The 21,378-nt window shown below is 71.6% G+C and carries 23 protein-coding genes; 10 read left to right on the top strand and 13 right to left on the bottom strand.

From position 1 onward, the window contains the following. Window positions 1-174 (bottom strand): DUF7554 family protein, encoded by a 174-nt coding sequence (locus tag ACQUS7_RS05525; protein ID WP_435123848.1) that lies wholly within the window; start codon window positions 172-174, stop codon window positions 1-3. Window positions 175-311: 137 nt separating this feature from the next. Between ACQUS7_RS05525 and ACQUS7_RS05520 the strand changes: the two genes are divergently transcribed. From ACQUS7_RS05520 to ACQUS7_RS05510, 3 genes are all read left to right on the top strand, one after another. After that, a complete protein-coding gene (locus ACQUS7_RS05520) occupies window positions 312-1,562 on the top strand; it encodes a helix-turn-helix transcriptional regulator (RefSeq protein WP_435145411.1) in 1,251 nt (416 codons plus the stop codon). A gap of 111 nt (window positions 1,563-1,673) precedes the next feature. Beyond that, window positions 1,674-2,774, top strand: coding sequence for a DUF7096 domain-containing protein (locus ACQUS7_RS05515; protein WP_435145408.1), 1,101 nt, complete (start codon window positions 1,674-1,676; stop codon window positions 2,772-2,774). Window positions 2,775-2,864: 90 nt separating this feature from the next. Then, window positions 2,865-3,986, top strand: coding sequence for a 60S ribosomal export protein NMD3 (locus ACQUS7_RS05510; RefSeq protein ID WP_435145405.1), 1,122 nt, complete (start codon window positions 2,865-2,867; stop codon window positions 3,984-3,986). Window positions 3,987-4,089: 103 nt separating this feature from the next. Here ACQUS7_RS05510 and ACQUS7_RS05505 read toward each other — a convergent pair whose 3' ends face one another. From ACQUS7_RS05505 to ACQUS7_RS05495, 3 genes are all read right to left on the bottom strand, one after another. Then, the gene (locus tag ACQUS7_RS05505) at window positions 4,090-4,275 is read right to left on the bottom strand and encodes a hypothetical protein (protein ID WP_435123842.1); all 186 of its coding nucleotides are present in this window, start codon (window positions 4,273-4,275) and stop codon (window positions 4,090-4,092) included. Between the two features lie 175 nt (window positions 4,276-4,450). After that, on the bottom strand, window positions 4,451-6,373 hold the full coding sequence (locus ACQUS7_RS05500) for a helicase C-terminal domain-containing protein (protein ID WP_435145402.1): 1,923 nt from the start codon (window positions 6,371-6,373) through the stop codon (window positions 4,451-4,453). Window positions 6,374-6,454: 81 nt separating this feature from the next. After that, window positions 6,455-6,673 (bottom strand): DUF7561 family protein, encoded by a 219-nt coding sequence (locus tag ACQUS7_RS05495; RefSeq protein ID WP_435123838.1) that lies wholly within the window; start codon window positions 6,671-6,673, stop codon window positions 6,455-6,457. 153 nt (window positions 6,674-6,826) lie between these two features. On the opposite strand from ACQUS7_RS05495, the gene ACQUS7_RS05490 reads away from it, so the two are divergent. Next, window positions 6,827-7,840, top strand: a complete 1,014-nt coding sequence (locus tag ACQUS7_RS05490) for an NAD(P)H-binding protein (protein WP_435145399.1) — start codon at window positions 6,827-6,829, stop codon at window positions 7,838-7,840. 137 nt (window positions 7,841-7,977) lie between these two features. On the opposite strand, the gene ACQUS7_RS05485 is transcribed toward ACQUS7_RS05490, so the two are convergent. Next, window positions 7,978-8,148 (bottom strand): DUF5786 family protein, encoded by a 171-nt coding sequence (locus ACQUS7_RS05485; RefSeq protein WP_435145397.1) that lies wholly within the window; start codon window positions 8,146-8,148, stop codon window positions 7,978-7,980. Between the two features lie 121 nt (window positions 8,149-8,269). Between ACQUS7_RS05485 and ACQUS7_RS05480 the strand changes: the two genes are divergently transcribed. After that, window positions 8,270-9,319, top strand: a complete 1,050-nt coding sequence (locus tag ACQUS7_RS05480) for a DUF5784 family protein (protein ID WP_435123836.1) — start codon at window positions 8,270-8,272, stop codon at window positions 9,317-9,319. Between the two features lie 121 nt (window positions 9,320-9,440). Here the strand turns inward: ACQUS7_RS05480 and ACQUS7_RS05475 are convergent, their stop codons facing one another. Continuing rightward, on the bottom strand, window positions 9,441-9,725 hold the full coding sequence (locus ACQUS7_RS05475) for a DUF5789 family protein (protein WP_435123835.1): 285 nt from the start codon (window positions 9,723-9,725) through the stop codon (window positions 9,441-9,443). A 143-nt stretch (window positions 9,726-9,868) separates the two neighbouring features. Here ACQUS7_RS05475 and ACQUS7_RS05470 point away from each other — a divergent pair, with 143 nt between their 5' ends. Beyond that, the gene (locus tag ACQUS7_RS05470; RefSeq protein WP_435145393.1) at window positions 9,869-10,660 is read left to right on the top strand and encodes a PHP domain-containing protein; all 792 of its coding nucleotides are present in this window, start codon (window positions 9,869-9,871) and stop codon (window positions 10,658-10,660) included. 85 nt (window positions 10,661-10,745) lie between these two features. After that, on the top strand, window positions 10,746-10,913 hold the full coding sequence (locus tag ACQUS7_RS05465; protein WP_435123831.1) for a DUF6757 family protein: 168 nt from the start codon (window positions 10,746-10,748) through the stop codon (window positions 10,911-10,913). Window positions 10,914-11,055: 142 nt separating this feature from the next. Here the strand turns inward: ACQUS7_RS05465 and ACQUS7_RS05460 are convergent, their stop codons facing one another. Beyond that, window positions 11,056-11,556: a DedA family protein gene (locus ACQUS7_RS05460; protein ID WP_435126055.1), complete on the bottom strand. Its 501-nt coding sequence runs from the start codon at window positions 11,554-11,556 to the stop codon at window positions 11,056-11,058. Between the two features lie 169 nt (window positions 11,557-11,725). Further along, window positions 11,726-12,706: a porphobilinogen synthase gene (gene hemB, locus ACQUS7_RS05455; protein WP_435123829.1), complete on the bottom strand. Its 981-nt coding sequence runs from the start codon at window positions 12,704-12,706 to the stop codon at window positions 11,726-11,728. A 142-nt stretch (window positions 12,707-12,848) separates the two neighbouring features. Between hemB and ACQUS7_RS05450 the strand changes: the two genes are divergently transcribed. After that, on the top strand, window positions 12,849-13,445 hold the full coding sequence (locus ACQUS7_RS05450; protein ID WP_435123827.1) for a DUF7474 family protein: 597 nt from the start codon (window positions 12,849-12,851) through the stop codon (window positions 13,443-13,445). 159 nt (window positions 13,446-13,604) lie between these two features. On the opposite strand, the gene ACQUS7_RS05445 is transcribed toward ACQUS7_RS05450, so the two are convergent. Both ACQUS7_RS05445 and ACQUS7_RS05440 read right to left on the bottom strand, forming a co-directional pair. Then, window positions 13,605-14,348, bottom strand: coding sequence for a DNA polymerase sliding clamp (locus ACQUS7_RS05445; protein WP_435123825.1), 744 nt, complete (start codon window positions 14,346-14,348; stop codon window positions 13,605-13,607). Between the two features lie 157 nt (window positions 14,349-14,505). Continuing rightward, window positions 14,506-14,679 (bottom strand): DUF7535 family protein, encoded by a 174-nt coding sequence (locus tag ACQUS7_RS05440; RefSeq protein WP_435123823.1) that lies wholly within the window; start codon window positions 14,677-14,679, stop codon window positions 14,506-14,508. 100 nt (window positions 14,680-14,779) lie between these two features. Between ACQUS7_RS05440 and ACQUS7_RS05435 the strand changes: the two genes are divergently transcribed. Then, window positions 14,780-15,592, top strand: a complete 813-nt coding sequence (locus ACQUS7_RS05435; RefSeq protein WP_435145388.1) for an SAM-dependent methyltransferase — start codon at window positions 14,780-14,782, stop codon at window positions 15,590-15,592. 272 nt (window positions 15,593-15,864) lie between these two features. Here ACQUS7_RS05435 and ACQUS7_RS05430 read toward each other — a convergent pair whose 3' ends face one another. From ACQUS7_RS05430 to ACQUS7_RS05420, 3 genes are all read right to left on the bottom strand, one after another. Beyond that, window positions 15,865-16,575 carry a queuosine precursor transporter gene (locus ACQUS7_RS05430; RefSeq protein WP_435123762.1) on the bottom strand — a complete coding sequence of 237 codons (711 nt, stop codon included), beginning with the start codon at window positions 16,573-16,575 and terminating at the stop codon, window positions 15,865-15,867. After that, window positions 16,568-16,750: a ribbon-helix-helix domain-containing protein gene (locus ACQUS7_RS05425; RefSeq protein ID WP_435123760.1), complete on the bottom strand. Its 183-nt coding sequence runs from the start codon at window positions 16,748-16,750 to the stop codon at window positions 16,568-16,570. The genes ACQUS7_RS05430 and ACQUS7_RS05425 overlap by 8 nt, the downstream gene beginning before the upstream one ends. Window positions 16,751-17,073: 323 nt before the next feature. Continuing rightward, on the bottom strand, window positions 17,074-19,890 hold the full coding sequence (locus ACQUS7_RS05420; protein WP_435145383.1) for a twin-arginine translocase subunit TatC: 2,817 nt from the start codon (window positions 19,888-19,890) through the stop codon (window positions 17,074-17,076). A 100-nt stretch (window positions 19,891-19,990) separates the two neighbouring features. On the opposite strand from ACQUS7_RS05420, the gene ACQUS7_RS05415 reads away from it, so the two are divergent. Further along, complete coding sequence (locus ACQUS7_RS05415; protein ID WP_435145380.1) at window positions 19,991-21,361, top strand: twin-arginine translocase subunit TatC; 1,371 nt, start codon at window positions 19,991-19,993, stop codon at window positions 21,359-21,361. The last annotated feature ends 17 nt before the right edge of the window (window positions 21,362-21,378 follow it).

The raw sequence follows: 21,378 nt of genomic DNA, 5'->3' as shown, positions 1-21,378 counted from the left end.
TCAGATGCGGTCGAGCAGCCACAGCACGATGAGCACCACGACGACGACGCCGAGTATCGACGGGAGCGCGCTGACGACGCCGAGCGCGAAGCCGAGCACCTCGGTGATGATTTCGACGACGAGCCACACGACGACGAGTACGAGCACCAGCTTCAGCAGGTCTTCGACGTCCATACGCCCGGTCTCGGCGCCTGAGAACAAAAACGCGGGGGGGGCCGCGCTGCGCCGGACGCTCCGCGGTCCTGTCTCCCGGCTGTCACCGGGCGTCCGCGGTGACAACCGTTTTGAGTCGGCCGGGCACACCCGGGAGTATGCATCGAGCCGTCGCGGCGCTGCTCGTCGCAGCCCTCCTCGGGTCGGTCGTCGCGCCGGCCGGGGCGGCGAGCGGCTTCGCCGACGGCGGCTTCGCGCAGACCGGCGACGTCGAGGCCGACCAGGTGTCGATGCGCGCCGACGTGGCGGCCGACGGCGACGCCGCCTGGACCCTCTCGTATCAGGTCCGCCTCGACGACGAGAACACGACCGCGGCGTTCCGCGAACTCCAGGCGGATGTCCGCGCGAACACGTCCGCGTACACCGACCAGTTCGCCGCCCGGATGCGGTCGACCGCAGCGGTCGCCGAGAACGCGACCGGACGCGAGATGTCGATTACGAACGTCTCCGTGACGACCCGAATCCAGCAGGTGCCGACGCGGTACGGCTACGTCGTCTACCGGTTCCGGTGGACGAACTTCGCGGCGACCGAGGGGAACCGGCTGGTCGCCGGCGACGCGCTCGCCGGCCTGTACCTCGACGCCGGAACCTCGTTCACCGTGTCGTGGCCCGACGGCTACGAACTCCGCTCGGTCGACCCGAACCCCGACGACCGCGGCGACACCTACGTGACGTGGCGCGGCGAGCGCGACTTCGGGCCGAATCAGCCCCGGGTGGTCGTGGCCCCGACGTCCGCGCTCCCGATTCGGCCGGCGTATCTCGCGCTCGCCGTCGTCGTCCTGCTCGGCGTCGCGGGCGCCGCGCTGCTCCGACGCCGCGGCGCCTTCCCGCTCGACCGCAGCCACGAACACGGCGAAGCCGCCCGGGACACGGGCTCCGGCGCAGCCGCGGCAGACGCAGCGTCCGGCGACGAGGAGACGGCCGCGGAGTCGACGGCTGCCTCCGGAGCCGAAGCAGGCGGCGGAGCCGCCGAAGCCGCCGAAGAGGCCGAGGAAGCCGGAGGAACTGAGGAAGCTGAGCCGGAATCGGGGGGTGCTGCGTCCGAGACGCCGGCGGAGCTGCTGAGCCCGCGCGAACGGGTGCTCAGGCTGGTGGCGGAGCGCGGCGGCCGGATGAAGCAGGCCGAGGTGACCGAGGAACTCGGGTGGAGCGCCGCCCGGACGAGCCAGGTCGTCGGGCAGCTCCGCGACGCCGGCGAACTGGAGAGCTTCCGGCTCGGCCGCGAGAACGTCCTCCGGCTCCCCGAGGAGGACGAGCAGTTCCCCGGCAGCGACCCCGTCGCCGACGACGCAGACGACACCGACGACGGTGGCGACGCAGACGACGGGGACGGCCCGCGAAACCGCTGACGGGCGCCGGGGTGGAGCCGCACGGTCGGCGCGGCTTAACGTCGCTTAACCGCGGTAAATCCGACGGAAGGGAGTGGACGGTATTAGTGGGCGGAGCGCGTCGGGTGAGATATGCGACGCTTGACGGTGCTGTTCGTGGTCGCCGCGGTGCTCGCGGCCGGAGTCCCGGCGACCGCGGCGGTCGCACAGGAGTCCGGCGGGCAACAGCCCGGCGCGACGTTCGCCGGCGTCGTCGGCGTTCAGGGCGCCGAAATCGACGGCGAAGTCGCGAGCCGCGCGCTCAGCCAGCGGCTCGCCGCGGCGGACTCGAACGCCTCGACGGCCGCGGTCGTCGCCGCCGAGTCCGCGTCGGCACGCGACCGGCTGCAGGCGCTTCGCGAACGCCGCGAGACGCTGCGGGCGCAGTACCAGAACGGGACGATGTCCCGCGCCGAATACCGGTCCAAACTGGCGCGGGTCGTCGCCGAGTCACGGGCGCTCGAACGCCAGCTCAACACGACCGCCGAGGTGGCAGACCGGCTCCCCGCCGAGACGCTGCGGGAGCACGGCGTGAACGTCACGGCGCTCCGGCAGCTCCGGCGCGGCGCGGCGGCGATGAACGACGGCGAGGCGGCCGAAGCCGCCCGCGAAATCGCCGGCGAGCGCGTCGGCTCCGGGTTCGGCGGCCCGCCGGAAGCCCCGGGGAACCGCGGGCGGGGGAACGAGTCGGACGGCGACCGACGCGGCCCGCCTGAGGACGCCGGCGGCGACGCGCCGGGCGAGCCGCCGGAGACGCCCGGAAACGCGACGAACAGTTCCCGCGGCGCCGGCGAGCAGGCCGACCGCGCGAACCGCACCGTCGGCGGCGGCGGCGCGGCAGCGAACCGGTCGAACGCCGGCGGCGACCGAGACGCCGGCGGCGACCGAGACGCCGGCGCGGCGAACCGCTCGGCGGGAAACGCGACGTCTGCGGGCGAAGGGTCTTCTGCAGCCGGTGACTCGTCCAGCGGCGGCTCCGGCGGCGCCGGCAACGGTTCGTCCGCCGGAGCGGGCGCCTCGGGCGCGGCGGACGGCGCGGACGGGAACAGCAGCGGTGACGGAAGCGCCGACCCCGGCGCGGGGTCGGGCGACGAGCAGCGCCGAACGGACCGCGCTGACGCGCCCGGCGGCGCCGACTCCGGTGCCAGAGGCGCGGACGCCGCCACCGCGACCGCGACGCCGTCGGCGGGCTGAGGCGGCGCCGCCGCGGACGAGTCAGCGCAGCCGAGAACGGCCGGAGCCAGCCGGGCCGCTTAAACCGCGGAGTCGCCTACGACGGCCAACATGAGCGAATCTCGTGGCTCCCGGGAGTTCTGTCCGCGGTGCGGCGACGCCGTACCCGAGCGGGAGGAGCCGCTCCCGGGCGCGCCGCGCGAGCGCGACCGGATGCTGTGTGACGCCTGCTACTTCGAGGACTTCGACCTGGTGGACGCGCCCGACCGCATCGAAGTGATGGTGTGTTCGGGCTGCGGCGCGGTCCACCGCGGCAACCGCTGGGTCGACGTCGGCGCCCGCGACTACACCGACGTCGCCGTCGACGAGGTGTCGGAGGCGCTCGCGGTCCACGTCAACGCCGAGCAGATGCAGTGGGGCGTCGACCCCGAACAGGTCGACCAGAACACCATCCGGATGCACTGTCAGTTCTCCGGCGTCGTCCGCGACACCCCCGTCACCGAGGAGGTCGTCGTCCCCGTGAAGATATCCCGACAGACCTGCCAGCGCTGCGGCCGCGTCGCCGGCGGCAGCTACGCCGCCGAGGTCCAGATTCGAGGCCGCGACCGCGTCCCCGACGCCGACGAGCAGCGCGAAGCCGTCGACATCGCCGAGTCGCTCGTCCAGCGCCGGGAGGCCGACGGCGACCGCGACGCGTTCGTCACCGAGATCATCGACCAGCCGGAGGGGAAGGACATCAAGCTCTCGACGAACAAGCTCGGGAAGGCCGTCGCGACCCGCGTCACCGACCGGCTCGGCGGCAGTTTCACCGAGGCGCCGACGCTCGTCACGGAGGACGGCGACGGCAACGAGGTGTACCGCGTCACCTTCCCGGTCCGGCTCCCGAAGTTCCGCCCCGGCGACGTCATCGACCCGGACGACGGCGACGGCCCCGTGCTCGTCCGGTCCGTCCAGGGGAACCTGAAGGGCGTCAGGCTGGCCTCCGGCGACCACTACGAGGCGTCGTTCGAGGAGGGCGAAACCCCGGACGCGGAGAAGGTCGGCGAAGCCGACGACGCCGCCGACACCACCGTCGTCGCCGTCGAGGACGACAACGCGGTGCAGGTGCTCGACCCGGAGACGTTCGAGTCAGTGACGGTGCCGAAGCCGGACTACTTCGACGCCGACGCCGACGACGTCCCCGCGCTGAAGACCGACGCCGGGCTGTACGTGCTGCCCGACGACGAGGACTGACCGAACCGACGCCGCTCCGCGAGACCTGCCGCTGTTTCTCCGGTCGACTGCGCGAAAAGTGCCGGGTAGTCTCGGCTCCGCTCGGATGGTCGCTGCTCGGCTCTCAGTCGGCGTTCGCGGGCCGCGTCGACGACGCCGCAGCCTGCGGGGCCGGGCGGTCCACGCCGAACCGCTCGCACAGCGCCGCGAACCGCCGCTCGGACACGCCCGCGCGCCGGGCCGCCTGCGCGGCTGTCAGTGTTCCCGCGTCGTACAGCGTCAGCGCCGTCTGGGCCGCCTGCCGGCTCATGTCCACTCAATGTGGAAGGTGATACATAATCCTTCGTGAGATAATATGTCATGGAGGGCGCCGGAGCGTGCGGACGGTATTCTCCCACGTACTAGGCACTCCCCACGGCTCGGCCGATGTTGGAGGGCGTCGCTGTCGGGCGGAAACGTAGAACACCGCGGTGTCGCCGCGGCCGCTACTCGCCCCAGACGTCCGACAGCGGATGGTCCGCCATCGGGTCGTCGTCGCCGTCGGAGGAAGGGGACGAGGACGAAGAAGACGAGGCGGTGGACGAGCCGGACGCGGAGCCGGTGGACCGCGACGTCGACCCGGAGCCGCCGCGTTCACCGCCGGCGCTGCTACTGCTGCCGCCGCGGCCGCTGCGTCCGCCGGCGTTACGGCCGCTGCGCGTTCCGCCGGGGGAGCCGCCGGCGATGCCGCTCGGCCCCGGTTCGGCGTCGACGCCGGCGAGCGCGGCCGCCGGGTCGAACTCGGGGAGGTCCGGCGTCGACAGCCGGTCGACCTGGTCGCGGAACCACGACGGCGTGTCGTGCTCCGCGCGGTCGAACAGGTCCAGCAGGCTCGAATCCGCGAGGTACGTGTCGCCGTAGTCGTCCGGCGCGCGGACGACGCGGCCGCACGCCTGAATCACGGTTCGCAGCGCGGCGCGGTGGTACCACGCCCACTGCCCCTCTTCGAGCCGCCGCGCGACCCGCGAGTCGCCGGTGTTGAGGTACGGCGCCTTACACAGCACCTGCCAGCGGCAGAGGTCGCCGCGCAGGTCGAGCGCCTCCTCCATCTTCACGGAGACGAACACCTCCGGGCGGTCGGTCGCCTTCCACTCCTCGAGTTGGGCGTCGCGGTCGGCGCGGCCGTGCGTCCGGACGCGGGCGGCGACGCCGAACTCGCGGAACTTCTCGGCGAGCCGGTCCGCGATGGCGTAGCTGTGCGCGTGAATCAGCCCCTTCTCGTCGGGGTGGCGCGCCATCAGCTGGAGGCAGAGCCGCGCGACCTTCGGCAGCGTCTCGTCGCGGTGCTCGTACGTCATCTTCCCCTGCGTCACGTCGTACAGCGGCCGGTTCTCCACCGGGAAGGTGTGTCCGACGTCGACGAGCGCGACGCGGTCAGGGTCGAGGCCGACCTGCCGGCAGAACGCCGCCTTGTTCAGAATCGTCGCGGACAGCAGCGCGAACTTGTTGCCGCGCTCCCAGACGGTGTGGCTGAGGTACTTCTCGGGGTCGAGCGGCTTCACGGTGAGCGGGCTGTCCGCGCCGCCCGGCTGGTCGACCACCCACGTCGTCGCCGAGTCCCGGTCCCGGTAGTCCTCGACGAAGTAGTTCAGCTCCGAACGGAGCTCCTGCAGCCGGTCGCGGCGCGCCGCCTGCTCCGGCGTCAGTTCGTCGCGCGCGAGCAGGTCGTCTTTCGCGCGCTCGCAGACGCCGGCGAGCTGCTCGGCGAACCGGGAGGTGCGTTCGACCGGACCGACCTCGGCGTTGGTGACGTCCGGGACGGTGACGTCGTCCCAGACCGGTACTGTCTCCGGGCTGAGTTCGATGGCGGCGTACATCTCGGCCCACTCCGCGAGGCCGTGCGCCTCGTCGACGACGACGACGTCGCGCTTCCGGAACACGTCCGAGCCGGCGGTCTGCATGAAGTACGCGAGCGTCATCGCCGCGATGGACCGGTTCGACGCGATGGCCCGGTCGGAGTAGTACGGACACCGGTGTTTCACGGAGCAGTCGTAGCCGCGCTGGCGGGCGCACGGCGCCTGGTTCACCGGCGTCGTCTCCTCGCCCGGCAGGATGCAGGTGTAGTTGGACTTCCCGCGGATGACGTTGAGGTCGTCGAGCAGGTCGTCCGCGGCGACGTCGTCGAGCTGGGACACCTGCGGCGTCGTGTAGTATGCGCCGGTGGCCTGCGCCGGCGACGCCTCCTCGACGGTCCGCGCGGCGCCCGCGATCGCGCGCGCGAGCAACGACTTCCCGCTCCCGGTCGGCGCGCGGACCAGCACGACGTCGTTGCCGGCGGCGAACGCGTCGCGGATGTCGGCCAGCGCGGCCTCCTGGTTCCCGCGGTAGGAGGGCGCCGGGAACGACGAACGGATGCGGTCGGGGTCCACTGTTCGGTGGATGGAACCGCCGGCGCGAGGGTAAGGGTGTCGGATAGCGACCCCGGCGCCGGCGCCGAGGTTCGGGCGCCGCTACGGGTCCGCGTCGCCGAGGGCGTCGACGTGGTCCGCCGTGACCGGCTCGTCGTCCGGGAGCCGGTCGATGCAGTCGTAACAGAGGAACCGCTCGGCGCCGTCGCGTAACTCCAGCGTCAGCCCCCGCGTGCTGCCGGACTCGAACGACCACAGGTCGCCGATGCCGCCGCCGACTCTGACACGCTGCCCGCAGCCGTCACAGCGGCGTTTCGCCATACGTCGGCTCCGCTCCGCCGCCGGATAAACGCCGCGGCGTCGACGGGTCGGCGAGTCGGAGCCGCGGCGCCGGAGCCGCCCAGTTCTCACGCGGGGCGGCGACGAAATCTGCGCGACAAAGGGGTTATGTCAGCCGGTGCCGATACGCACGGTATGCGAGTCCTCGTGACCGACGCGGCCGGGCCGGTCGGCGGTCGGCTCGTCCCGGCGCTCGCCGCCGCCGGCCACGAGCCGGTCGTGCTGGTCCGCGACGCGGACGCGGTCGACGTCGGCGACGACGTCCGCGTCATCGAAGGCGACCCGGCCGCCCCGGAGTCGTTCCGGCTGGTCACCGGCGCCTCCGCGACCGCCGGCCAGTCGCTCGCCCGCCTCCTCACCGCCGTCGCCGTCGACGCCGCGTACGTCCTCGGCGACGACCCGCTCCTCCCGACCGACGAGTCCCGCGCGGTCGCCACCGCCGCAGCCGACGCCGCCGCGGCCGCCGGCGTCGACCGAATCGTTACGCTCGGCGCGCTCGGCGACCGCGACCCCGGCACGTCCGACAGCGACGCCGACGGCGACGAAGCCGAGTCGGACGACACGACTGCCGACGTTGCTGCCGGCGGTGGCGCTCCCGCGGCGGAGACGGCCGTGACGACGCTCCGGACGGGCGTCGTGGTCGGCGCCGGGGTGCGGAGCTTCGAGATCGCGCGGCGGCTCGCGGCGCGGCACGCCGTCGCGGTGACGCCGCGGTGGGTCCGCACCGACTGCCAGCCGGTCGCCGTCGACGACCTGGTCGCGTCGCTCGTCGCCGCGGTCGACGCCGCCGGCGGAACCTTCGACGTCGGCGGGCCGGACGTGGTGACGTTCGGGTCGCTGCTGCGGCGGATTCGGGCGGCGCTCGGCGGGCGGCTGTACGCGCTGCCGGTGCCGGTGGCCGCGCGTCGACTCTCGGCGCGCTGGGTCGCCTCGGCGGCCGACGTCGACGCCGCCGACGCGGCGGCGTTCGTCGACGCCTTCCGCGCGCCGCTCGTCGCCGCGGACGGCGCCGCGCTCCACGACCACGTCGGCGGCGACGCGCCGTCGACGCCGGTGTCGGACGCGGTGGGTCGCGCGCTCGGCGTCGACGACGCTGACGCCGACCCCGGTTCGGCCGGGACCGCCGCGGAGCCGCCGCTCCAGACCTGACGAAGCGGTCGAGCCGGTCGGCCGAGACGCTGGCCGAGCCGCGGGGACAGTCACGAGCCGTGGCTCGGAGGCAGTGGCGTGTCACAAAACCGTGTCGCGGTCGCGGTCGGCTGCCGCGCGGTCGTCGCCGTCCGCCGCTACTCCTGTTTGAGTTCGCGGAACTGGTCGAGCAGCGCGTCGGCGTCGTCGCCGGAGTCGTACGTGAGCGAACCGCGGTACTCCGACCGCTCCTCGGCGAAGTCGGCGTCGACTCTCGTCTTCTGCTCGCGGCGTTCGTGTTCGTCGTCGTCGTACGCACCCATCGACATGGTGTGCCAACACTTGGCACTGGTTGGCTTATAGATTCGGGTGAAATTCAAAGTGAGATTGGGCGGAATAAATGTGCGCGGGAGACGGTGGCTTGAAATCGCCGCCGCGACGAGAGACGGTGTGGCTCGTCCCCTCCGGTTCCGATACGCCCCCGGCACCTGGTCGCTCGACCGCGTCCGCGGCGACGTCTACCGGCCGCTCGACGCGAACCTCGGCGCGGAGATGGACAGCCCGTGGTTCAAGGCGCCGAGCGGCTACGACGCCCGCCGGTTCGACATGGACGACGGCAGCCTCGCGCTGTTCTGCTGGACCGACGGCGACGACGGCCCCGAAGGCACCGACGGCGGCCCCGGCGGCTACTGGCTCGGCAACACCGAGACGCCGTCGTCGCTGTGGCGCACCGAGAAGTACGCGCTCGAGTCGGTCCCGTACCCGGTGCAGCGGTGGGCCGAACGCGAACTGACGGCGGTGCTCCACGAGGACGAGCCGTGGCTGGAGTCGTACCCGTACGTGTCGTGGTTCTTCCTCCCCGTGTTCTGCTCGAAGGACGGCGCGGAGACGACGCGGGAGTTCTTCCGGGAGTACGCCGCCGGCTTCCCGGACGCGACGCGCGAGGAGGCGCTGTCGTTCTACGAGGAGTTCCTCTCGACCGGCGTGCTCGACGACGACCGCGAGGAGATGGCGGCGAAGCTCGGCACCTCGGAGTACTTCGACGAGACCCGGATGACGGCGACGATGGGCGAGTTCGACGTGGCGCGGCTGCTCACGCTCGCCGACTACGACATCACGCCCGAAATCGAGGTGACGACCGACCACGTCATCGACTTCCGCGCCGAGCGGCCGGGCGGCAGCGGCGACGACGCCGTGCTGGTGGAGGTGACGCGGCCGGTGGCGCCGAACCGCCGCAGCGCGAACACGCCGACTGCGGCGGTCCGCGACACGGTCGAGACGAAGACGTCCGGGCAGCTCGAAGCGCACGGCGGCGGCGTCACGCTGTTCGTCGACTGCTCGTCGTTCCTCGACGACGACTGGGCGGCCGTCCGCGGCGAGCAGCCCGAGGTCGGCCACCGGCCCGCCGTCGTCTTCCGGTCGCGTCCCAGCGGCCGGACGGAGGCGTACCGGAAGGGGAGCGTGCCGCTGGAGCTGGACGGCGCGCTGGAGTGGGTGTAGCGACGCCGGGGACGGCGACGCAGACGGCGACACCGACAGCGACGCAGCAGCCGCTGCGGTGTTCGCGCCTCGAAAAATGGGGGTTGCCGCGGCGACGACGGAGCCGAGCGCCGCGGTGCGTTCAGAACGAGAGCTGCGTCGGGCCGTCTTCGCCGACGGCGGGCGCGTCGCGGTCGCTGTAGAAGCGTCGGCCGATGGCTTCGGCGCTGACGCCGCCGTACAGCGCGTCGCGGACCTCTTCGGCGGACTCGAAGGTGTCCGGGCCCAGCCGGCCGAGTACCGTCCCGACCGACTCTGCTCCGTCCTGGAGTTCGATGCGGCACTCACCGTAGGCGTCGATGAGTTCCCCGGACGTCGCGGGGTAGCTGTGGTCGGTCAGGTCGGCATCGGTGCCTGTCAGGCGCATACACGAGTCCAGCCCACCGAGATTTATAATGGTTGTCCATGTAGGACATTGGACTGACCCAACGGACTAGGTGACCTTAATGAACCTTAGTTCGGATTCGGTGCATCACAAGGGCTTTCCTCGCCACCGGCGGACACCTCGGCATGGTCGTCGCGGACCTCCACGCGCACACGACGGTGTCGGACGGCACGCTCACGCTCGAAACGCTGCCGGCGGCGGCCGACCGCGCCGGCGTCGACGTCGTCGCGCTCACCGACCACGACCGCCTCCACCCCGGGCTCGACGAGCCGGTGTCGACGGTCGGCGGCGTCACCGTCGTCCGCGGCATCGAACTCCGCGTCGAAACCGCGGCCGAACGGGTCGACCTGCTCGGCTACGGCGTCACCGAAACCGACGCGCTCAGCGAGGAGTGCGACCGGCTGCAGCGCGACCGCGTCGACCGCGGCCGCCGCATCATCGAGGCCGTCGAAGCCGAACTCGGCGTCGACCTCGACGTCGAACCGCGCGAGGGGCTCGGCCGCCCGCACATCGCCCGCGCCATCGCCGACAGCGACGCGCCGTACGACGTCGACCGCGCGTTCGACGAACTCATCGGCGACGACGGCCCCTGCTTCGTGCCGCGCGACGTCACGCCGTTCGACCGCGGCGTCGACCTCCTCCGGGAGGCCTGCGACCTCGTCGGCCTCGCGCACCCGTTCCGCTACGACGACCCCGACGCCGCCATTGAGCGCTGCGCCGACCTCGACGCAGTGGAGCGGTTCTACCCGTACGACCGCCACGACGTCGACGAGGACCCGGGGCGAATCGAGGCGGCCGCCGTCGAACACGACCTGCTTCTCACCGGCGGCAGCGACGCCCACGACGAACGGCTCGGCGTCGCCGGCCTCGACCGCGAGCACTGGCACCGCGTCCGCGACCGACTCAGCGGCGTCTGAGCCGCGCGAGGCGGTGAGTCCGGGCCGGGCCGACCCGGCCGCTCCGGGGAAGAGGCTTAACCCCGTGGACCGCGAAGATTCGGGTATGCAGTGCCACTACTGCGAACGCGACGCGGCGTACGCCGCAGAGCAGGGCGGCGTCTCTGTCGGGCTCTGCGAGCAGCACTTCCGCGAGCGCGTCGAGGAACTGACGGAGCACGAGGGGCTGGAGGCGCTCCGCGAGCGCGTCGACGTCACGCAGGCCGACGAGTAACAGCACCGACGGCCGGAGACGGTCGGCGAGACGAACAGCGAACCCGGCACCGAACCGAGGGCGGTGACTCCAGCACGGAATCGTGGAGCGGGTCGCTGCCGGCGGATTCTGCGGACGTGACGGATGCTTCGGAGTCTGCGGCTCAGAACAGGAAGTCGACGCCGGCGAAGTACAGCGCGGCGAGAATCGACTCGAAACACAGCGTGCCGAGCGCCGACAGCGCGAGGAACCGCCGGCCGTCGAGGTCGGAAAAGCCGGCGGGGACCGTCAGCATCCCCCGCGTGAACAGCAGCGAGTTCGACACGGCGACCGCCGCCGGGCCGTGCCGCTCGAACCAGCCGTCGAACCGTTCTATCGACGACTCGCTCACCCGGAACCACCGCTTCGACAGCAGGTACTCCCGGCCGCCGCGACGCGCCACCCGGAACAGCGCGTACTGGCCGGCGGTCGCGCCGAGAACCGCCACGGCGATGATGGCGACGGCGCGCTCGGGCGTCGCGCCGACCAACAGAATCGCGCCGGGGACGAGCAGTTCGCTCGGCATGAAGTACATCAGCATCGCGCCCTCCAGGACGAACACCGCGAACAGCGCCAGCAGCGCGTACTCCGACGTCAACAGCCCTTCCAGCCACTGTGGCATCATCTCTATCGGCGTGGGCTGAGTCACGGCCGTCCGTAGCGACCCGGGCGATAAATCGCTTGTGTCGTGCAGTTCCGGCGCGAACCGCGGCGTTCACCGGCGGCAGCGACGGAGCGGCGCCCCGAGTCGAGGGAGAGTCGGAGTTCGGCGGTCGTCGACGCCGCTTCCGGCGTCAAAGCGTCTCGGCGACGTCCTCGGCGAAGTAGGAGACGATGAGGTCGGCGCCGGCGCGCTTGATGCCGAGCAGCGACTCGCGGGCGGTCGCTTCGAGGTCGAGCCAGCCGCGGTCGGCGGCGGCGTGCAACATCGCGTACTCGCCGGAGACGTTGTAGGCGGCGACCGGCCGGTCGTGGTTCTCGCGGACGTCGGCGACGACGTCGAGGTACGGCAGCGCCGGCTTCACCATCAGGACGTCCGCGCCCTCCTCGGCGTCGATTCGGGTTTCGCGGGCGGCCTCCCGGCGGTTCGCCGGGTCCATCTGGTAGTGCCGCCGGTCGCCGAAGGCGGGGGCGCCGTCGGCGGCGTCGCGGAACGGCCCGTAGAACGCCGACTCGTACTTCGCGGCGTAGCTCATGATCGGCACCTCGGCGTGGCCGGCGTCGTCCAGGCCGTCGCGGATGGCGGCGACCATGCCGTCGGTCATCGACGACGGCGCGACCATGTCGGCGCCCGCGTCGGCGTGCGAGACGGCGGTGCGGGCGAGCAGGTCGAGCGTCTCGTCGTTCTTCACGGTGAGCGTCGGGTCCTCGGCGGCGTGTTCTTCGAGGACGCCGCAGTGGCCGTGGTCGGTGTACTCACAGAGGCAGACGTCGGTGATGACGTACGCGTCGGTCTCCGCGTCGATGCGGCGGACGGCGCGCTGAACGACGCCGTCGTCGGCGTACGCCCGCGACCCCTCGGCGTCCTTCGACGCCGGGATGCCGAAGACGATGACGGCCTCGACGCCGGTCGCCAGCACCTCCTGGACGCGCGCGACCGCCTCGTCCACCGGGACGCGCTCGTGGCCCGGCATCGACTCGATGGGGACGCGCTCGTCCGTGGTCGCGTCCACGAACACCGGGGCGATGAGGTCCGAGGCCGACAGCTCCGTCTCGGAGACGAGCGGCCGGACGCCGTCCGTGCGGAGCCGACGCGGCCGGTCGGTGAGGTTCACGTGTCGGCGTCGGTGCGCCGACCGCAAAACCTCGTCGGACGCCCGCGGAACTGCCGCGGTTCTGCCGTGAGCGCTCGCGGCGGCGCGGCCGGCGGCCCGGTGAACCACGGGAGATAAGTCGGCGCGTCGCCGTGTACCGGCTATGCCGCGGTTCGCGTATCCGTGCCCGGGCTGTCGCACCACGAACAGCCTGCACGACGCGGGCTGTGAGTTCGAAGGGACGGAGTGGCACCACGTCGAGAAGGCGTACACGGACCTGCTCGCCGTCCTGACCCGCGAGACCGTGACCGAGGAGGCACTGCGGCACGCCGTCCACGACGAGTGGTCGGGGCTGCACCGCGCCGCGCTGGACCTGCTGGAGCGGGAGGGCCGCGTCCGCGAGACGGACGCCGGGCTGTCGCTGCTGACGGCGGAGCGGTACCGCGAGGAGGTGTCCGAGCCGACGCGGGAGCCGATGGCGACGATCTACCGCGAAGGGTCGTACCCGGGCTGTCACGACAACGCCGTGTTCGCGCTGGTGGCGTGGTACGAGATGGTCGGGCTGTCGTGGGAGGAGACCAGACAGAACGTCGTGGAGTGGCTGCACAACTCCGGGACGTGGAGCCGCGGCGGCTTCGAGGAGTCGAGCCCGGAGGAGCTCGTCGACAGCAAACGCCACGTCTACGAGGCCGGCTACGGCTGGAAGGAGAAGGCGCAGGCCGCAAAGCGCGTCATCGACCGCCACCGCGGCACCGCGTAGCGCGGAGCGGCCGCGCGACGGAACGGCCGCGATTCGTTCGGAGTCGAGTTCGTTCGAAAAACGAGTGAGTGACGAGCGGCGGGACTGCGGAGGCCCTCCGGGGGCGGGTCGGACAGGGCGTCTGGACGGGCTGGCGCGGACCGGGCGGGCGCGGCGGCGTCAGTCGCTCTGGATGCGCGGCGCCAGCATGAACGTGACGCGGCCCATGCCTTCGGCGAACTCGTAGTGGAGCTTCACCGGGAACTCCTCGCCGAGTTCGACGCGGACCTCGGCGTCAGACGGAATCGCCTTGTTCATGTCCTTCAGGTAGTCGAGGCTGAACAGCGAGTCCGCCGGGCCGGCCTGCAGGTCGATGAGGTCGTCGCGCTCCAGTTTCAGGTCGACGTCGTCGGTGTCGCCCTCGGCTTCGATGCTGAACGCCTCTTCCGCCTCGTCGACGCGCAGCCGGATGTGGTCGGACACCATGTCGGCGGCCTTGATGCCGCGGTCGAGCTGGGCGCCTTCGAGCACGATTTCGGCGGGGAGGTCGAGGTCCGGGATGTCGGGCTCCTGCCGGATGGAGTCCGGGTCGATGAGCGCGAGCGTGTAGCTCAGCCCCTCCATCTCGATGTGGAGCTTCCGGGTCTCCTCGTCGAGTTCGAGGTGGATGAGGTCGTCCGCGTTCGCCATGCCGGCGATGTCCTCAAGCCGGTTGAGGTTCACGCCGATGACGCCGCCGTCGGCCTCGTACGACTCGAACGCCGCCGCCTCGAGCGTCAGGTCGACCATGCCGACGTTCGCGGGGTCGACGGCGCGGATGGCGAATTCGTCGTCGTTGAGGTGGACCTTGCACTCGTCGACCAGCACGCTCACCGAGTCGAGCGCGTCCCGGAGGGTCGACGCGCTCACGATGGCCTTGAACATATGAGGAAACCTTCGGTTGACCCCCTCAAAATACCCGCGGTTCGGGTGCGCGCGCCCGCGCTCGCGGCGTCAAGATTGGTCGGCTTGGACAACGCGGACTACCGGCGGCTCGACGGCTCGGTGCGGCGGCAGCACGGCAGCGGACCGCGGGACCGCGTTAGCGGCTGCCGCTGCTCGCGCCCGCCAGCAGGTAGTAGACGACGATGAACGGGAGCAGCGGCAGCAGCAGCAGCGCGCACGCGGCTGCGACGATGAGCCCCGCCGCGTTCATGTGCACGACGCGCGCCTTCGCCGCGGGAATCCCGAGTGAGTACTGCGTTTCGTCGGCCATGCCTGGTCGTTCCGCACGGACCGGCTTCAACCCCCCGGAAACGGCGCGTCCGGCCGCCGGAGCGAACGGCATAACCGCTTCGGGCCGCTACTGGAGGGAAATGGGACGAAAGGACGACTACTACAACCGAGCGAAACAGCAGGGGTACCGCGCCCGGTCCGCGTACAAGCTCCAGCAGCTCGACGACACCGCGGACCTGTTCAGCGCCGGCGACACCGTCGTCGACCTCGGCGCGGCGCCCGGCGGCTGGCTGCAGGTCGCCGCCGAGGAGGTCGGGCCACAGGGCCGCGTTGTCGGCGTCGACTTCCAGCGCATCGACGAACTCGAAGCGCACCAGGTGTCGACGCTCCGCGGAGACATGACTGAAGAGCGCACCCGCGACCGGCTCCGCGACGAACTCGGCGCCGGCGACGCCGACAGTGACGCCGACGGCACCGGCGACGCGGCGCAGCCGGCCGACCTCGTCATCTCGGACATGGCGCCGGACATGACCGGCGAGTACTCACTCGACCACGCCCGCTCCATCCACCTCGCGCGGCAGGCGTTCGACACGGCGCTCGAACTGCTCCGGCCCGGCGGCGACTTCGTCGTGAAGGTGTTCGACGGCCAGGACCTCGCGCCGTTCCGCGAGGACGTCGAAGCGGAGTTCCAGTACGTCCGGGCGTTCACGCCGGACGCGAGCCGGAAGGAGTCCTCGGAGCGCTACCTCATCGCGAAGGGCCGCGTCGACGCGCCCGTCGAGACGGGCGACCGGCTCACCGTCGACGTCACCGACGTCGGCGACGAGGGCGACGGCATCGCCACCGTCGACGGCTTCACCGTGTTCGTGAAGGGCGCGGACGGGGGGGAGACCGTCGAGGTCAGAGTCGGCGACGTGAAGCCGACGTTCGCGTTCGCCGAACGCCTCGACTGAAGCCGTCTTCGTCCCCCGTCCCTGTCCGTCCCGCGACGCGCCGACGCGGCGCCGTGCTACTGGAGTGATTTCTGCATGTAGGTCGCCGACGACGGACAGGGGTCGGTGAACTCCGTGGTCCGCCGAATTTCTGTCGGCAGTTCGGTGCGCAGATGCGGACCCGATACAGCCCTCGGTGCCGGAGCCGTGGCCGAGTCGAGCAAAACAGAAACGGGAACGGGAGAGTTCGGTGTCGAGCGCGAGCGGGTCGTCCGGCTCGGCTCGTCAGTCACTCAGTTTCCGACGCCGGCGGCTGCGTCGTCGGCGTCGCCGCGGCGCGCGAGGCCGACGGCGGCGTAGACGAGCGGCGTGTCGACGAGCGCGATGAGCAGTTTCAGCGCGTACTGGCCGACGATGAGCGAGCCGACGACGCTCCACGGCAGCGCGGCGCCGGAGCCGAGCACCTGCGGCGCGACGACGAACGCGACGACGGTGAACACGACGGTGTCGATGAACTGGCTGGTCGCGGTGGAGCCGACGTTGCGGAGCCACAGCGCGGCGCCGTCGGTGGCCTCGCGGATGCGGTGGAAGACGATGACGTCCCAGTTCTGGCTGATGACGTAGCCGCACAGCGACCCGGCGACGACGTTCCCGGAGAGCCCGAGCACGGTCGCGAACTTCTCGGGGTCGACCGAGCCCTGCGCCGCCGGCAGCGCGATGGTGGCGAACACGAGCGCGAGCAGCACGAAGTTCATCGTGAACGCGACGTTCACGACCTGCTGGGCGTACCGCTTGCCGTACAGCTCCGAGAGGCAGTCCGAGGCGAAGAACGTCGCGGCGTACGCGAGGGTGCCGCCGGGCGCCGTGACGGCGCCGACGAGCGGCAGCGACAGCGCGAGCAGCTTCGCCGAAATCACCTGCGCCGTCACCAGCGCGGCGACGAACAGCGCCGTCAGCGCGACCGCGGCGGTCGGGACGCCGAGTTTCCGCGGCTCGTTACGCATCGTCGTCCTCGTCGAGCCGGCCGTGTCGGTCGTCGATTTCGTCGAGCACGTCGAGCGTCTTCCGGACGGACGCGCGGATGGCGTCGCTCCGGTTGACGAACTTCCCGTCGTCGCCGACGTGGTCGTCGAGGTCCGCGAGCAGCTCCGCCGGAATCTCGACGCTTATCTTTGGCATACTTCCAGATTCTCTAGGGAATACTTGAGGATTACTGACCGCGGCTCCGGCGGGCCGTTCGGCGGATGAGCCGGCAGCGGGCCGTCCGTCCGGCGGACCGGCCTGCCACGGGTCAGGTGGCCAGCGGCCGGTTTCACCCTCCCCAGCCGACGCCGGCGCGGCCTCGCTGCCGCTCGGCCGCGCCGCCGCCCCTCGCGCGCCTCCGGCCGCGACACAGCGCGGCCGCCACGCGCCGAACGGCGGACGGTGCCCTCGGTCGCTGAGCGGAGGTGAGGTGTCGACAGAACGAGGTCGGGCGGCGAGGCCGCTGACGTGTCGCCCCGTCAGGACTCCGATTTCGGGGTGCGTTCGAGGTTGACGGTCGGTTCGGCGAGGTTGCGGCGGCCGCCGAGCGTCACCACGAACAGGACGAGGATGCCGACGCCGTAGGCGACCATCAGCGGAATCGTGACGAGGAACATCGTGATGGCGTCGGCGGGCGTGAACAGCGCCGCGAACAGCATGACGGCGACCGTGACTTCGCGCCACCGGCTCCGCATCGACTCGTACGACAGGCCGACCGAGTTCAGGAGTAGCATCAACACCGGGATGTCCGCGAGCAGCCCGACGCCGACGGTCGTGAAGAACACGAGCCAGAAGAAGTCGCTGATGCGGTAGCTGATGACCATGCCGGCGCGCAGCGCGTCGCCGACGAGATACGAGATGATGGTCGGCGCGACGTAGTACGCGCCGAGGTAGAGCCCGCCGGCCAGGCCGACGAGGAGCGCGGCGAGCCAGCCGAACACGAGTTGGCGGCGGCCGCGGACGAACCCGCGGTCACGGAGCGCCGGCCACGCGTAGTAGGCGGCGACCGGGACCGCGGCGACGACGCCGATGATGGTCGAGATCTTCACCTCGAAGATGAGCGCCTCGACCGGGTGGAGCGCGATGACCGCGAAGTTCTGCGCCTCCGGCCCGACGACCTCGGCGGGGAGCCGGTCGACGAAGCTCTCGCGGACCGTCCCGATGCCGCCGGCGTACAGCCACGCGAACACGGAGACCATGACGACGCCGAAGACGGCGACGACGTGGAACATCCGCGAGCGCAGCGAGTCGGCGATGAACGCGAGGTCGTCGTAGTAGCCGCCGATCTCCTCCTCGCCGGACTCGCCGTCGGTGAGCCCTTCGAGGAACGTCCCGGTGGCGCGCGACGCCCGGTCGCCGACGTCCTCGGAGACGCCCGGGACGCTGCCGGCCGCCTCGCTCGCCGACGTCGGCCCGGACTCCGACTCGCCGGAGGCGGCGGCTTCGCGGGCGGCCTGGACGTCGTCGAACCGGTCGAGAATCGCCCGCGCCTTCTCGGAGTCGCCGGCCTCGTTGGCGCTGCTCGCGAGGAAGTTCGCGCGGCGCTCGGAGAGCGCGGCGAACGTCTCGGTCGGCGCGCGACGCACCTGTTCGGCGGACAGCGCCTCGACGTCGACGCCGGTCGGGTCCGTGCCGGCGACGTACGCGAAGTAGACCGCGAGCAGCGCGCCGAGCAGCGCCGCGCCGCCGACGCCGACGGCCGCGAACAGCGCGAGCGCCACGGCACCGGACACCGGAAGCGCGGCCAGCAGCTCCGCGGCGCTCGTCCCGTACGCGGTGAGGAGCCGGTCGGCGAGCGCCGGCCGCTCGACGAGCGCGTAGCCGACGCCGAACACGAGCACGGCGATGCCGGCGAGCACGTTCCACAGCGCCCGCAGCCGGCTCCGCCAGTCGACGAAGCCGGCGCCGCGCCGGACCGCGCCGACGACGCCGACGTCGGCCGCGAACAGGTCGTGCGTCGGGCCGCTGCGCGTCGGACCGGGCGGCTGGGTCGCGTCCGCGGGGCCGACTTCCCCGGTCTCCGCGGCGCCGGCTTCGCCGCCGGCGGACTGGTCGGCCTCGTCCCACCGGTCGAGGATGGCCTGCGCCTTCCCGTTGTCTCCCTCGTCGATGGCGGCCTGCGCGGCGGCGAGCGCCTCCTCCTCCGAGAGCGCCGCGAACGCCTCGGGCGGCGCCGCCTCGACGCCGGCCTTGTCCAGCGGTTCGAGGTCGATGGCCGCCGGCTCACCCGGCTCCGACAGCTCCGTCACCGCCTCCAGCTCCTGGTAGACGAAGTACGCCAGCGCGACTGCGGCGGCGGCGACGGCGGCGAGGACCGCCAGCGCGGCCGCCCCGGGCGTTCCGAGCGCCGGGACGCGGACCGACGTGAATCCGTCGAGGACGCCGTTGACGGCCGCCGGGCCGCCGCGGGTGAAAAACAGGAACACGGCGGCGGCCGCGGCGACCGCGGCGCCGGCGAGCGCGTTCCAGTGGATCCGGGCGGTCGCGACGGCGTCGATTCGTTCGCTGCCGCGCTTGGCGGTCACGACGACCTTCGCGAGGTACAGCGACGCGGCGTACAGCACCAGCAGCGGCGCCGCCCACATGATCTGCGTGAACGGGTCCGGCGGCGAGAAGACGGCGCCGAACACGAAGATGAGGACGACCGCGTGCCGCCACTTGTCGCGGAACGTCTCGTACGGCACGATTTCGGCGTACGACAGCGCCGTGATGGCGAGCGGCATCTGCGCGGCGAACCCGAACGAGAACGTCAACAGCCCGATGAACTGCGCCCACTTCACGATGGAGTAGCTCGGCTGAATCCCGGCGGAAAGCGCGTTGTTCGCGAGGAACGCGAACATCACCGGGAAGAACACGAGGTAGCCGTACGCGACGCCGACGGCGAACAGCCCGGCCGCCATCAGCGCGATGAGCCCGATTTTCCACCGCGCCACCGGGACGTCCGGCCACAGTCCGCGGGCGACCAGCGCGTCCCGCGAGAAGTAGAGGAACACGGGGAGCGCGACGACGATGCCGACGATGAGCCCGATTTTCGCCTGCAGCAGGATGACGTCGAACGGCGTCTGCGCGATGATTTCGACCTCGCCGGCGGTCAGCGAGTCCAGCCGGGCTTTCGTCACCGACTTCAGGAACGACCAGACGTACAGCCTGAGCGCGTAGAACGTCCCGAGGAACCCGATGAGGAAGACGATGAACACCTTCTGCAGGTCCTTCTGGGCGGCCCGCAGCATGGCGCCGGCGGTCTCCCGCCCCTCCGCCAGCGTCTGCTGGGTGTCCTCGTCGAGCGCGCTCGACATACACGGGTGGAGCCTCCTCCCGGTTATCAACCTTTTTCTTAACGTCCCGCCGACCGCATCGGAAAAGGCCTATAACCGCCCGGGGGTGTAGGTGCGGTAGATGCCCGAGGACTCGGACCCCGCGGAGGACTCGCAGCCGACCGACGGCGGCGACGTCGACCGCGACGGGACCGACTCCGACCTCGACGACGACACCACCGCTAGCGACGACGACGCCGATACCCCCGACGGCGCCAGCAGCGAGGCGGACGGCGACGACGACGCCGAGAGCCCGGCGGACGACGACGTCAGCACCGACGACGAAGTCGACGCCGGCGACGAACCCGCCGCCGACAGCGACGCTGACGGCGACGCTGACGGCGACGCGGACAGCGACGCGGACAGCGACGGCGACGACGAAGGCAACGACGACGACACCGGCGGTGGCGACGAGGAAGCGGAGCCGAGCCACGCCGACGAGCTTCCGGGCGACGAGTCCGACGTGACGGTGCAGGAGCCGGAGGTCGAGCCCGCTGAAGGCGAGTCAGGTGAGGACGAGGCAGACGAGGGCGCGCCGCCCGGCGCCGAGCCGGCGGAGGAGGCAGACACCGTCGGCGCCGAACCCGGCGGCACCGCCGAGGGCGTCGAGCGCGCCGCCGAGGCGGGGATGGACGCCGTCCAGAGCGGCATGGACGCGCTCGGCGGCGGCGAAGGCCCAGAGTCGGACCAGGAGATGCCGCTGACCGCGCACATCGAGGAGATGATGCGGCGGCTCGCCGTCGTGCTCGGCATCGGCGCCGTCGTGTCGCTCACTGTGCTGTTCATCGGCTCCGCCCTCGACACCGTCACCGTTCCGGGGACGACGCTGCAGCTCCCGGTGCCGAGCGCCGAGGAGCTCATCCGGTACTTCTGGGACTACCACATCGGGCTGGAGCAGTACAAGCCGCACGTCTACGGCCCGCTGGAGTTCATCCTCACGAAACTGAAGGTCGCCGGACTCGCCGGGCTGCTCGTCGGGCTGCCGGTGTTCGTCTACCAGACGTACCGGTTCATGCGCCCCGGGCTGTACCCGCACGAGCGCCGGTACTACCTCGCGGCGGTCCCGACCAGTTTCGTGCTCGGCGTCGTCGGCGCGACGTTCGCGCACGTCGTGGTCCTCCCGTTCGTCTTCGACTACTTCATCAGTTACACCAAGACGACGGCGGTGCTCGCGTTCGGCCTGAAGGAGACGTTCAACCTCATCCTCATCCTGATGGGCTACTTCGCGGTGGTGTTCCAGATTCCGCTGTTCGTCCAGCTCGCCATCACGATGAACGTCGTGAGCCGCGAGTGGATGGAGGAGCGCCGCCTCATCTTCTGGGGCGCGTTCCTCGGGCTCGCGTTCACCTTCATCGCCGTCGACCCGACCGGGTTCGCCCCCATCATCGTCGGCGTCACCATGATCGCGCTGTTCGAGGGGACGCTCGCGCTGCTCCGCTGGACCGGGAACTGACCGGCTGACCACCCGCG

Source organism: Halobaculum sp. P14, assembly GCF_051195155.1.
Classification (GTDB): Archaea; Halobacteriota; Halobacteria; order Halobacteriales; family Haloferacaceae; genus JBNTKA01.
The sequence above is the reverse complement of the archived record's forward strand: the minus strand, read 5'-3'. Positions and strand labels throughout refer to the sequence as shown.